This window comes from Microbulbifer sp. CAU 1566 (assembly GCF_023156515.1).
Taxonomy (GTDB): domain Bacteria; phylum Pseudomonadota; class Gammaproteobacteria; order Pseudomonadales; family Cellvibrionaceae; genus Microbulbifer.
The window spans coordinates 126,263-138,025 of the sequence record NZ_JALNMG010000003.1 but is presented as its reverse complement, the minus strand read 5'-3'; the positions used below and the strand labels follow the sequence as shown (position 1 = coordinate 138,025).

The 11,763-nt window shown below is 57.3% G+C and carries 12 protein-coding genes; 6 read left to right on the top strand and 6 right to left on the bottom strand.

What is annotated here, in order from left to right; translation table 11 throughout:
* The first annotated feature begins 181 nt into the window (after positions 1-181).
* A complete protein-coding gene (locus M0G74_RS08990; protein ID WP_248216274.1) occupies positions 182-1,204 on the top strand; it encodes a MipA/OmpV family protein in 1,023 nt (340 codons plus the stop codon).
* Between the two features lie 20 nt (positions 1,205-1,224).
* Here the strand turns inward: M0G74_RS08990 and M0G74_RS08985 are convergent, their stop codons facing one another.
* Entirely contained in the window at positions 1,225-2,070 is an 846-nt protein-coding gene (locus M0G74_RS08985) for a DUF72 domain-containing protein (protein WP_248216273.1), read from the bottom strand.
* Positions 2,071-2,247: 177 nt separating this feature from the next.
* Between M0G74_RS08985 and M0G74_RS08980 the strand changes: the two genes are divergently transcribed.
* On the top strand, positions 2,248-2,817 hold the full coding sequence (locus M0G74_RS08980) for a hypothetical protein (protein WP_248216272.1): 570 nt from the start codon (positions 2,248-2,250) through the stop codon (positions 2,815-2,817).
* A gap of 102 nt (positions 2,818-2,919) precedes the next feature.
* On the opposite strand, the gene M0G74_RS08975 is transcribed toward M0G74_RS08980, so the two are convergent.
* The 3 genes from M0G74_RS08975 to acnB form a co-directional block, all read right to left on the bottom strand.
* Complete coding sequence (locus tag M0G74_RS08975) at positions 2,920-3,393, bottom strand: hypothetical protein (protein ID WP_248216271.1); 474 nt, start codon at positions 3,391-3,393, stop codon at positions 2,920-2,922.
* Complete coding sequence (locus M0G74_RS08970; protein ID WP_248216270.1) at positions 3,390-3,872, bottom strand: hypothetical protein; 483 nt, start codon at positions 3,870-3,872, stop codon at positions 3,390-3,392. The genes M0G74_RS08975 and M0G74_RS08970 overlap by 4 nt, the downstream gene beginning before the upstream one ends.
* Positions 3,873-3,990: 118 nt before the next feature.
* A complete protein-coding gene (gene acnB / locus M0G74_RS08965) occupies positions 3,991-6,606 on the bottom strand; it encodes a bifunctional aconitate hydratase 2/2-methylisocitrate dehydratase (RefSeq protein WP_248216269.1) in 2,616 nt (871 codons plus the stop codon).
* Between the two features lie 393 nt (positions 6,607-6,999).
* On the opposite strand from acnB, the gene M0G74_RS08960 reads away from it, so the two are divergent.
* The 3 genes from M0G74_RS08960 to M0G74_RS08950 are packed head-to-tail and all read left to right on the top strand — an operon-like array spanning position 7,000 to position 8,883.
* Positions 7,000-7,461: a DUF1289 domain-containing protein gene (locus M0G74_RS08960; protein ID WP_160153865.1), complete on the top strand. Its 462-nt coding sequence runs from the start codon at positions 7,000-7,002 to the stop codon at positions 7,459-7,461.
* Positions 7,462-7,478: 17 nt separating this feature from the next.
* Positions 7,479-8,426, top strand: a complete 948-nt coding sequence (locus M0G74_RS08955; RefSeq protein ID WP_248216268.1) for a lipid kinase — start codon at positions 7,479-7,481, stop codon at positions 8,424-8,426.
* A 7-nt stretch (positions 8,427-8,433) separates the two neighbouring features.
* Positions 8,434-8,883, top strand: a complete 450-nt coding sequence (locus M0G74_RS08950; protein WP_248216267.1) for a hypothetical protein — start codon at positions 8,434-8,436, stop codon at positions 8,881-8,883.
* A 5-nt stretch (positions 8,884-8,888) separates the two neighbouring features.
* On the opposite strand, the gene M0G74_RS08945 is transcribed toward M0G74_RS08950, so the two are convergent.
* Positions 8,889-9,818 (bottom strand): hypothetical protein, encoded by a 930-nt coding sequence (locus tag M0G74_RS08945; protein ID WP_248216266.1) that lies wholly within the window; start codon positions 9,816-9,818, stop codon positions 8,889-8,891.
* 276 nt (positions 9,819-10,094) lie between these two features.
* On the opposite strand from M0G74_RS08945, the gene M0G74_RS08940 reads away from it, so the two are divergent.
* On the top strand, positions 10,095-10,715 hold the full coding sequence (locus M0G74_RS08940; RefSeq protein ID WP_160153862.1) for a tRNA-(ms[2]io[6]A)-hydroxylase: 621 nt from the start codon (positions 10,095-10,097) through the stop codon (positions 10,713-10,715).
* Positions 10,716-10,749: 34 nt separating this feature from the next.
* On the opposite strand, the gene M0G74_RS08935 is transcribed toward M0G74_RS08940, so the two are convergent.
* On the bottom strand, positions 10,750-11,691 hold the full coding sequence (locus M0G74_RS08935; RefSeq protein ID WP_160153861.1) for a hydrogen peroxide-inducible genes activator: 942 nt from the start codon (positions 11,689-11,691) through the stop codon (positions 10,750-10,752).
* Positions 11,692-11,763 lie beyond the last annotated feature (72 nt).

Sequence of the window (11,763 nt, the reverse complement as noted above, 5' to 3'; positions counted from 1 at the left end):
AGCAGGATGGCAGGTGCCTGATGGGGGTGATGATCCAGTGGCAGCCTGCTTGCGTATGATTAGCTTGAATTCTTGAACGGACGTGACGGCGTAGATGAAAAAACTGACAGTCAGACTTTGCTTAATTTGCTCTCTGTTATTTGTTGCGGGTGCCAGTGGCGCTGAGCTGGAAATACGGGTTTTGAATGCGCCTGCAGATGGCACCCTGGTGTTTCAGGTATACGACAACCCAGATGCCTTCGGCGATTTCCGCAGCCCACGGACCGAGTCCCGCTTACCGGTGAACCCGGAAGGCATCTACCGGCTTACCGGATTGCCATCCGGCGCCGTGGCCTTGCTGGTCTATGCCGATCGCAACAACAATCAGGCCCTAGACCGAACCTTTATTGGCATCCCCAAAGAGCCAATCGGTCTGTCTAACGGCTACCGCCCGAAGGGGCCGCCCAGTTTCCAGCGGGCGAGCTTTTCCCTGTCAGAAAGCGAAACCAAACCCCTAGAGATTGAGTTGTACCAGGTGTTGGGTGAATCCGGTCAGTGGGGAGTCGGCCTCGGCGTTATTGGCCGCAGCAGCCCCTATGTGGGCTCAGACTCCGCGGTTACTCAGGTAATCCCTGCCATCACTTACTTTGGCGAACGCCTGCAGTGGGTGGGCCCGAGCCTGCGCTACGGGCTCTGGGGTAGTGACACCTTCCGTTTCGCGGTCAATGCCACTTACCGGGTCGGCGCTTATGAAGAAAACGACAGTCCGATACTGGTCGGGCTGGGGGACCGGGATAGCACCCTTATGGCCGGTGTAGGGCTGGTTTACGACGGCCCCAACCGAATCGACGTGGATTTTCGCTATCAGCACGATGTACTGGACCGATTTGGCGGCGGTACTGCAGAGCTGCGGATATCGCGGGGTTTCCAGACTGGCAATGTCAGCTGGGGACCTTCGCTCGGCCTGAATTGGCTCAGCAGCGACCTGGCTAACTACGATTTTGGTGTGCCGACCTGGGCCGTGCTGCCCGGGCGTCCAGCGTATGACGTAGGCAGTACCGTGACGGTGGAGGCGGGTATCGGTGGAATGCTGGAAATTACCGAGCACTGGCGCCTGGTTCTGGATATAAACGCCGAATACCAGGGAGGCGATATTTCAGACAGTCCGATTGTCGGTGACGACTATGTACTCAAGGGATTTGCCGCGATTACCTATACCTTCTGAGATTCTGTGCCTTAACGCCTCTAAAACAGCCCCATCTGGGGCTGTTTTTCGTTGAAGTGCAGGGCGGGAGCTTCTGGCAAACGGGCATTCAGGAGTTCGCTCCAGAGTGTGACCAGACGCAGCGCGTCGCCATTGTCGGGCATATGGATAAATACAAAAGGCCGCACGCCCTGTTCGATCCACTGGGCGACACGCTCTACCCACGGTGCCAGGTATTCGCCGTTGCTCTCAAGTACCGGATGGCCGATATAGCGAATGACCGGCGGCGCATCCACCGGTAACAGGTGCACCGGTACATTGGGCTTCTTGCGCTGGGCGTCAATGATCGCGGGGCTGTCCGCCTTTGCCGCGAACAGACCGCGGCTATCCAGGCACACCCGGGCAGCCTTCCGCTCACGCAGCCCCCGGTTCAGTGCCCGCTCGGCGTCACCTTTTTGAAAAAATGCCGGGTGGCGAACCTCAACGGTGCAGGTCAGTGGCGCCGGGAGCTGATCTATAAAACGCCACAGGTTGCCCAGGTGCTGGGGGCCGAAGGTGGCCGGTAATTGCAGTAGAAAGGGGCCCAGCACATCGTTCAGGGGGGAAATAATCTCCAGAAAGTCTCGCACCTCTTTCTCCGGCGGCGCCAGCAACTGATCGTGGCTGATACTGCGCGGGAACTTGAGCAGGAAGCGGAAGTTTTCAGAGACCTGGCTTCGCCACTGAGCGCATTGCGCCTGAGTCGGGGTTGCATAGAACGTGGTATTACCTTCCACGCAATTCAGCACCTGACTGTAGCGTTCAAGTGGCGTGGAGCCCGCCGGCAATCGAGGGTTCCACGCCGGGTGTTGCCATTGTGGGCAGCCGAGGAAATAGGGGAGATTCATGGATTTGCAGTGATAAATATTCCCGCGCAAATGTAACGAGAGAGATCCGCAAGTCAAGTCTGCACTTTTACTTTTAAATCATTAGAATGCGCGGCCTTTTGGCGGGTCATATTTTGGTGAACAGGCGATTCACCATCGACCCGGGCATTTGAGTTCGAAGAGGTTGACTGAAGTTCTATGATCGTATTTACCCTGACCAATGAAGACACGGATCAAGTATGGGTGGGCACCGCGCGCGACGGGGTATCCCCGGAAGCCCGTTTTCAGCAGATCCAGTCCGCCGTTGCACTGGGAATCGATCACCCCTTCTTTGAAGAACTCAAGAAGTTCGGTGCAAGCGCCTTTACCCCAAGCCTGTTCGCCGTTGCCGAAGACCGTATGGAGCTACAGGAGCTGGTGGAAGAAGCGCTGGACTCTTTGAATGCCAAGAGTCTTGTTGGCATTAAAACGGTGAAACCCGGTACCACCAAATCCGCACTGGCCCCCAAGCCAAAGACCCGCGTGAGCCGAGTAAAACCTTCGGCCAGCGCAGCTAACAAGCCAAAAGCGGTTAAGCCCGTGAAAGAAAAGCTGGCCACCGGTCGCACCGGCAGTGCTGCCAAAGAGCGTGCAATCAAAGCGGGTATCGAGGCGGAAAAAGCGCGCATAGCCGCCGCCAAAGCCAAAAAAGCCCAAGACGAGGCGGACGAAATGAAGGCCATTCTGGCCGGGTTGGATGCTCGCGGATCTACGCTTTCCCGCCGCTGAGGAAGTGGGGGGCAGGGCGAACGTTCGCTTCGCCCCCGTTCTGCCTAAGATGCCCCGGGGCTGTACTCACAAGCAGTCCTTAACTCCCGTCATAAATTTCCGTCATAAATTCCTGGCATAGAAACCCGCGCGATCCAGCGCCTCCCGGATCTTAGTTACCGTCGCATTGCTGAGCTGGCGGTAGTCGGGGTAGGGTGTCAGCAGTATCTGCTTTTCACGATCGAGGGCAACGTCTGGCGCCGCTCGCAGAGGCTTCGCATTGAGGCCATCAATGGTGAAGCGCTGCAAGTTGTCCTTCCCTCCAATCCAGTGCCACGCGTCCAATTCCTGCAGGCGCGCGCTAAAGCACAGTGCCGTGTGCTCGAATAAAACATCATCCCTGAAGCTACGCCACTCCTCATGAGGGCTGGCAACCTTGGCCAGCAGCGTCACAATTTTTCGCCAGTGGTTGGAATTGTTTGCCATCAACCGTTGGGCATCGGGCGCATTTATCAGCTCATCCAGGCCCCCAGGGCGGTGGGGCAGGTAGAGAATGAGGGATGGTCGGAGCGACCCCAGGTAGTCTGGATCTTTCACAGTAGCGTGCAAGATGCTCTGGATTCCCGGTGGAATGCGGCAATCAAGGAATAGTTCAAAAACGGTGCGCAGGTGGTCAAGTAATCTTTGATCCAGTATTGAACATCCTCGGCAAATTCTGATACCCGAGATTCCCATTCACTATTCGGTTGAGTATTTTCAGGAGTTAGCTTTTTGTCGATTGCTGTCAGCTGACACTTCACCACATATTGCGAATCTTTTTCTTTCGCGTCGTCAGTGACGACGATCGTCAGCATCGAGTAGACCACATCCCACTCAAAAAGAAGGTACCGGGAATCGTCCCGAATATTTTTCTCCAAGAGCTCGCAGGCCCTATCGACACACGCGTTGATTGCCTGCTGTACTTCATTATCTGAAGTGCCATTGAATTCGGAAAAATGGATGGTGTACTGCGTGTGATCCCCTACCGCTGCCGCAAAGGGATCTGTTCCACTATTGATGGCCCAGCTCAATTCCATGGTGTTTCCTGAGTATCTTTCGTCTTACAAAAATTAGGGTGGCAGGTTTAAGTTGACCGAGTAAAAACAAAAAAGCCCCACTCTTCCGAGCGGGGCTTTCTGAACCTCAGCCTGTCACTTAAATCGCAACATCCTGAATCTCGGTCGCGGCAATGCGCTTACCTTCTTCGGCAGACTTCTGGAAGTCTTCGATCTGATCGAAGTTCAGGTAGCGGTAGATTTCCGCAGACATGGAGTTCAGGTTCTGGGCGTATTCCTGGTATTCCGCCGGGGTCGGCAGTTTGCCCAGGATGGCGCCTACGGAGGCCAGTTCCGCGGAGGTCAGGTACACGTTGGCACCGTCGCCGAGGCGGTTCGGGAAGTTACGGGTAGAGGTGGACAGCACGGTGCTGTTCGGGGCTACACGCGCCTGGTTACCCATGCACAGGGAGCATCCCGGCATCTCGGTGCGTGCACCGGCGGAGCCGTAGATGTTGTAGTAGCCTTCTTCCATCAGCTGGTGCTCGTCCATCTTGGTAGGCGGAGAGATCCACATACGGGTGGAGATGCTACCTTTGTGCTGCTGCAGCAGTTTACCGGCGGCACGGAAGTGACCGATGTTGGTCATGCAGGAGCCGATGAATACTTCGTCTACCTTGTCGCCGGCTACGTCGGACAGCAGCTTGGCGTCGTCCGGGTCGTTCGGGCAGCACACGATCGGCTCTTTCACTTCCGCCAGATCGATTTCGATCACAGCCGCGTATTCTGCGTCGGCGTCGGCGCTCATCAGTTCCGGTTTTTCCAGCCAGGCTTCCATGGCGCGTGCACGACGCTCCAGGGTGCGCTTGTCACCGTAGCCTTCCGCAATCATCCAGCGCAGCAGGGTGATGTTGGAACGCAGATACTCGGCGATGGAGTCTTCCGGCAGCTTAATGGTACAGCCAGCGGCGGAGCGCTCGGCGGAGGCGTCGGACAGCTCAAATGCCTGTTCTACGGTCAGGTTGTCCAGACCTTCGATCTCGAGGATGCGGCCGGAGAAGATGTTCTTCTTGCCTTTCTTCTCGACGGTCAGCAGACCTTCCTGAATCGCGTAGTAAGGGATCGCATGTACCAGGTCACGCAGGGTGATGCCCGGCTGCATTTCGCCCTTGAAGCGCACCAGTACGGATTCCGGCATATCCAGCGGCATGACGCCGGTGGCAGCGGCAAATGCAACCAGACCGGAACCGGCCGGGAAGGAGATGCCCATCGGGAAACGGGTGTGGGAGTCACCACCGGTACCCACGGTGTCCGGCAGCAGCATGCGGTTCAGCCAGCTGTGGATGATGCCGTCGCCCGGGCGCAGGGAAACACCGCCGCGGTTCATGATGAAGTCCGGCAGGGTGTGCTGGGTGTCGATATCAACGGGCTTCGGATATGCCGCGGTGTGACAGAAAGACTGCATGGTGAGGTCAGCCTGGAAGCCAAGACACGCCAGATCTTTCAGTTCGTCACGGGTCATTGGGCCAGTGGTGTCCTGGGAACCAACGGTGGTCATCTTCGGCTCGCAGTAGGTGCCCGGACGGACGCCTTCCATACCGCAGGCTTTACCAACCATCTTCTGCGCCAGGGTGTAGCCCTTGCCGGTGTCGTTCGGCTGCTCTGGCAGGCGGAACAGGTCAGAAGCGCCCAGGCCCAGGGATTCGCGGGCTTTGGTGGTCAGACCGCGGCCAACGATCAGGTTGATACGGCCACCGGCCTGAACTTCGTCCAGCAGTACGTCGGACTTCAGTTCGAACTCGGACAGAACCTTGCCGTCTTCGGCCAGGATCTTGCCTTCGTAGGGGCGGATCTCGATCACGTCGCCCATGTTCAGGTCGTCAACCGGGGCTTCGAATACCAGCGCGCCAGCGTCTTCCATGGTGTTGTAGAAGATCGGCGCGACTTTACCGCCGATACAGATGCCGCCGCCTTTCTTGTTCGGTACACCCGGCAGGTCGTCGCCGAAGAACCACAGTACGGAGTTGGTGGCGGACTTACGGGAAGAACCGGTACCGACTACGTCACCCACGAAGGCAACGGGAATGCCTTTGGCCTGGATTTCTTCGATCTGGCTCATCGGGCCGGTAACGCCGTGCTCTTCCGGCGTGAGGCCGTCGCGGGTCATTTTGTACATGGCGCGCGCGTGCAGGGGGATGTCCGGGCGGGACCAGGCGTCCGGAGCCGGGGACAGGTCGTCGGTGTTGGTTTCGCCAGTCACCTTGAAGACGGCAACCTTGATGCTCTGGGCCACTTTGTTGCGCTTGGTGAACCACTCGCCGTCGGCCCAAGACTGGATGACAGCCTTGGCCACTTCGTTGCCGGCTTTGGCTTTTTCTTCCACATCGTGGAAGGCGTCGAACATCAGCAGGGTGCCTTTCAGCTGCTCGCCGGCCAGCTCGGCCAGATCTTTGTCGTCCAGCAGTTCAACCAGAGTGGCGATGTTGTAGCCGCCCAGCATCATGCCCAGCAGTTTGGTCGCGTGTTCTTTGTCGACCAGCGGGGACTCTGCTTCGCCCTTGACGATCGCAGTGAGGAAACCGGCTTTAACGTAAGCCGCTTCGTCCACACCCGGCGGGACGCGGTTGGTGATCAGCTCCAGCAGTTCCTGCTCTTCACCCGCGGGCGGGTTTTTCAGCAGTTCTACCAGGCCGGCAACCTGTTCGGCGTTCAGCGGCTTGGGTGGGATACCTTGTTCGGCGCGCTCGGCGACGTGTTTGCGATAGGCTTCAAGCACGGAAATGTCCCTCTTGTGTGTGGGGTAAAACCAACAGCGTTGTGAAGTCCGGTAGGGCGAATTCTTCTCGACCGGACGGTACGTGTAGATCAGTGGCCGTTGGAAACGGGTGGCGAATTCTACAATGAAACAGATATCCCTGTTAAGTTCGTTGAAAAATCAATAACTTACGCGAATTTTCACCATTCATAAAATAAATAATGGTCGCAAAGCGAGCGTTTCTGAAGTGAGAATTAATCGCACTTGCGGCCGGTTGTATCCATCTTATGAATGGGAAAATCCACTGCAAAAAATGCTATTCTCTGCGGCACGATTTCACACTGATTTTTATTCGACTGATCCTTCAGAAACCTCGGTCGCAGCCGGCAAAAGAACACAAGGTATTCCAGCTTCATGGCGATATATAAGAAAGTGCGCACGCCCTGCATCGGGGTCTGCTCCACCGGGATTGGCGATAACGTCTGCCGGGGTTGTAAGCGCTTTGCCCATGAAGTCATTGACTGGAATGGCTATTCTGACGAGCAGCGGCGCATTATCGCCGAGCGTCGTGAAGGTTATCTTGCAAATGCCGTCCGCAGTCAGCTGGAAATTATCGATCGCAACCTGTTGTTCTCCCAATTGCGCCACCAGCAGATTCGGTTTAATGAAGACGAGAACCCCTATTGCTGGGTGTTCGAGTTGCTGCGTGCCGGTGCCAGCCAGATCAAGGACCCTTCCGAATACGGACTCGCACCCACTGCGAGCGCTCGAGGCGTACCGCTGAAAGAAGTGCGTCGCCGGATCGACGAGGATTTCTATGCGCTGTCTGAGTCTTATTACCTGCGCTTTGTCGCGCCGGGGCTGAGGACTGCCTGAGCCCGGTACCTTAACGTTTGCCCCGATGGTTGAATACAGGGAGTCGCGCCATCAGCCCACAATCTGACGTTTATCGTCGCGCTTTGTTGATTCGCAATCCGGGTAGCCGCCAGGGGGACAGCGCAAATCTGGATGCCGGGCTTGCGCGACTCGAAGCGGCGGGTATCCAGCTGAGCCCAGTGATCTCGGAGTCTGCGGCGCAATCCTGCGAGATCATCTGTCAGCGGTGTAATGACGTTGACCTCGTAATCATCGGTGGTGGTGATGGCACCATCAGCTCCTGCGCACGAGCGTTGCTCGAGTGTAAGTTACCTTTTGCCATACTTCCTCTCGGTACTGCCAATGATCTTGCGCGGTCGCTCGCGATCGAAAGCGTCGAGCAGGCAATTGCTGCCATCTGTGATGGACACACCGCCGAGATAGACCTGGGCGTGGTCAATGAACATGTGTTTTTCAATGTCGCAAACCTCGGCCTGGGTGTGCAGGTGACCGAAGAGTTGACACCGGAAGTAAAGCAGCGCTGGGGGGTGTTCAGCTATCTGAAAGCGCTGATGTCCGCATTTGCGCGGCATCGTCAATTCAGGGTGGAGCTGCAGATCGATGGCGAGCGTCGTGTGATGCGCTCGATTCAATTGGCGGTTGGCAACGGGCGATTTTATGGCGGCGGGAATATTGTGCACCAGGAGGCGACCATCGATGACGATCTACTGCATTTGTACAGTCTGCGTCCGCAAACATTTTGGGAATTGCTGACCCTGGCGCCATTACTGCGTGGAGGGCGCCACGATATTGCGCGCCGAACTTTCGCTGCGTCAGGTCGTGACATCCGGATTTCCACTGGCAGTAAACCGATGTCGATCCATGCCGATGGCGAGCCGGTCAGCGAGACTCCGGCGCACTTCTCAGTAAAGCCCGGTGCCCTGAACGTGGTGGTGCCGTCAGGCTCTCCTTTATTGAAACGGTGAAACACAGATGGGTATTTTCCGCAGCGATGTTCAGGTGGCTCTTAACGACTTGCATCTTGCCTTGCAGGAAAGTGCGGATCACTACCGGTTTGCCGCAGAATTTCTCGGTGAGTCGCCGGCATGTCAGGTGTGCGAGCAGCTGGCGGGTGCGCGCGAGGCGCTTGCGCTGAAAGTGGCGGATTTGATTCGTGCCGCCGGTGAATTGCCAAGTGAGCCGGACCGGGATCTGGAGGCGGCGGCGCAGCTTCGTCAGCAATTTGAAGCCTTGTTTTCCGAAGATGCGGCAGCTGGCGTGGTTCGCCAGCGTATTCGGTCTGAGATGGACCTTGAAAACTTGCTCAAGGGTGATGTTGTGTCACCGCTTGAGGCCGAGCATGCTGCGCTGTTACGTGATTGCCGGAATAGCGCTGAGCGGGCCCTCAAGCTGATGGCACCTCTGGCGGATCCGGAGACGTAAGCGTATTAATTGCCGGTGTGCAGGTGTACGCGTAACGCTGGCAGAAATGGTTCAGTGGATATTTTCAAGTCGCGCCGCTGCCGCCGTCTGCTGACTGGCGGCTCGTGCTCAACCCGAGTGTGTTCTGGCAGTCGCCCGTCGCTTTCTACCAACACCGGCATCGCGGAATAGCCAACCTGGCGGTATCGTTCGCCAGTCACTTCACCCTTAACAGCACCTTTAACTTCGCCTTCATCGTAAAAAATTTCTGCCACCTGCAGGTTAGGGCGGCTCTGTACCTGGACCTGGCGCAACAGCTGATGCTGGCTGGGGTGCAGTCCTGCCAGTAACTGGCGCTGGTATTGAATACCGGAATCCAGTCCTTGCGGGTCCAATTGGATCAGCTTCTTTTCACACCAGTCCGCCGTGACCTTGCGTATCGATTTACGGGCTTTGATCCAGCTCAGGGCAATCGCGTCTGGTCGGTGTGGGCACAAGAGTATCTGGCGGTAGCTCTGGCGCAGATGAGTGCGCGGGTGACCCGCGTCTGCCAGGGCGTCGCGCAATCGCTCGTTGCGCTCGAGGGTAGGGCGGTCGGACAGGCAGGTTTTGATGTCGCCGGTAAGTTGCTGAAAAGCACCCTTGGCTTCATTCAGGGATTGGGCGACCGCGATGACCTTGCCCGGAACGGCGAGTACGCCGGGGATCTGTAGCGTCTGCCGGGCGTCGCTCAGCTCGGAACCCTCACTGTAATCCAGCAAGGCGAAGAGGGATCCCGCGAGGCGGAAGGGGGCATCGAAGTCCTGGTTCAGTGCTAGCGCAGCGTCACGGGCGAAGCCGGGTTGTAGCAGGTAACTCTCCCATTGGCGGTCACTCTGCTGAATGGCCTCCAGCGCGGATTGCAGCTCAGTGGCGCGCCGGTGTAGCTGATCAAGCGCTTCCGGGAGCTGCTGCAAGAGGGCTGGCAATTGCTTTGGTGTAAGTTCGGTGTTGGCGACGTGGGACAATTTTGCTGGCCTAAAGAGAATGTGAGGATAAATATTAATCCACTTATTACGCCGTTATCAAATTATCGTGACTAAGCCGCCACACAAACTTGCTCCTGTGCCGCCGTCCCGGTTATCCAGTTGCGGGGGGGGGCGCTATAATGCGCGCCCTGCAGTGGGAGCGTGTGCGGATGGTCGCCCGGCTCACCCGCTGTTGTCTCTGACCACCAATTAGCGCTAGTGCCCATGTCTAACGAAGTGCCCGATCTTTCTGCCATTCACGAATTTCTGTTGTGCCCGACACCGGATGCATGGGTTGAGGCCGCGCTCGCGGAGCCGGAAATGATGCTCGTGGATCACGCGAACTGTGAGAAAAAGGCCGCGGGCACAGCGCTGAATCTGATGTTTCGGTATCTGGACAATTTCGAGTTGCTCAACAAGATGTCGCGCCTGGCGCGGGAAGAGTTGCGGCATTTCGAGCAGGTGATTGCGCTCATGAAAAAGCGGGGGATCGCGTACCCCCACGTGAGTGCGTCCCGCTATGCCGCGGGATTACGCAGCGAGGTGCGTAGTGCGGAACCCGGGCGCCTTGTCGATACGCTGATCTGTGGCGCCATTATCGAGGCACGTTCCTGCGAGCGGTTTGCGCGCATTGCGCCGCACCTGGATGAGGAATTGCAGAAGTTTTATCTGTCACTGCTGAAATCCGAGGCGCGACACTTTCGGGATTACCTCACCCTTGCGCAAAAGGCGACTGACGAAGATATCGCGCCGCGAGTGCAGTCTTTGCTGGAAGTGGAGCGCGAGCTGATCCAGGGCGGTGACGGAGAGTTCCGCTTTCACAGTGGCGTACCGGGGTTGGCATAGTGGTGGTTTAGCGGTGATGTAGCGACGCCGTTGCTCAGCGGTTTACGGTGACCACATCCCCCAATCTGTCTTCAATAATTTCCCGCAGGTGCGCCGCCAGTTCCCGGTAAAAATGCCGGGCCGGCGCACTGGCGCGCCACACCAGGCCGTGCTGCCGTCGAATGGGTTTCGCCTTCAGCTCACTGACATGAAGCGCTTCCGGATTGTGCATTTCAGAATGCACGTATAGTCCTGGCAGAAAAGCCACGCCCAGTCCCATCACCACCATCTGGCGCAGAGTGTCCAGGCTGGTCCCTTCGTAATCTCGTTGCAAATGGGCGCCGAGACGCTCGCAGATTTCTTGTACCTGATGGTGAAAGTGATGCTGGTCTTCCAGGGTCAATACCTTTTCTCCGCGCAGCTGGGAGGGCGTCACCTGGGCTTTGCCCGCGAGACGGTGGTCTGCGGGTACTACAAATTTCAGTGGCTCGGTAAATAGTGGTACTACCGCTAGGTCATCCCGGGTCACCGGGAGCGGGACTATCGCAATATCGTAGGTCCCGTCCGCCAGGCCCTGTAGCAGCAGCCGGGGAGGGCCTTCGCGCACATAAAGCTTGAGGTTGTGGTGTTTGGCGTGCAGTGCGGGCAGTACATTCGGCAGGAGATACGGGCCAAGGGTCGGGGGTACCCCAAGTTTATACGTGCTCTGGTGCCCCTGGCTGATCAGTTCTGCTTTGGCGGAAAACTCGCGCATGGCGAGGATTAACTGGCGCGCCTGATCCAGCAAGTCCCGGCCTTCCGGCGTAAGTAGTGTGCCGGACCGGGAGCGTTCGAACAGTGACAGGCCGAGGGTGCTTTCCAGTGCCCGGATCTGAGTGGTGAGTGCCGGTTGGCTGACCCCCAGTTCTTCCGCCGCTCGGCGATAACTTGCGCGTGACGCAATGGTCACAAAGTACTGCAGCTGCTTGAAACTCGGGGGGTTCACGCTTTTTGGCATGGGGGCTCCAGGTGACTTTGATAACCAAGCATTATCAGCAAATGGTATTTTAACTTATTGAACTATCACAAA

Bases quoted from the DNA above. Each gene is read 5' to 3' on its own strand.
- M0G74_RS08935 (WP_160153861.1), bottom strand. From the start codon at position 11,691: ATGCCAAAAAGCGTGAACCCCCCGAGTTTCAAGCAGCTGCAGTACTTT.
- M0G74_RS08950 (WP_248216267.1), top strand. From the start codon at position 8,434: ATGGGTATTTTCCGCAGCGATGTTCAGGTGGCTCTTAACGACTTGCAT.
- M0G74_RS08940 (WP_160153862.1), top strand. From the start codon at position 10,095: ATGTCTAACGAAGTGCCCGATCTTTCTGCCATTCACGAATTTCTGTTG.
- M0G74_RS08985 (WP_248216273.1), bottom strand. From the start codon at position 2,070: ATGAATCTCCCCTATTTCCTCGGCTGCCCACAATGGCAACACCCGGCG.
- M0G74_RS08980 (WP_248216272.1), top strand. From the start codon at position 2,248: ATGATCGTATTTACCCTGACCAATGAAGACACGGATCAAGTATGGGTG.
- M0G74_RS08970 (WP_248216270.1), bottom strand. From the start codon at position 3,872: ATGGAATTGAGCTGGGCCATCAATAGTGGAACAGATCCCTTTGCGGCA.
- M0G74_RS08960 (WP_160153865.1), top strand. From the start codon at position 7,000: ATGGCGATATATAAGAAAGTGCGCACGCCCTGCATCGGGGTCTGCTCC.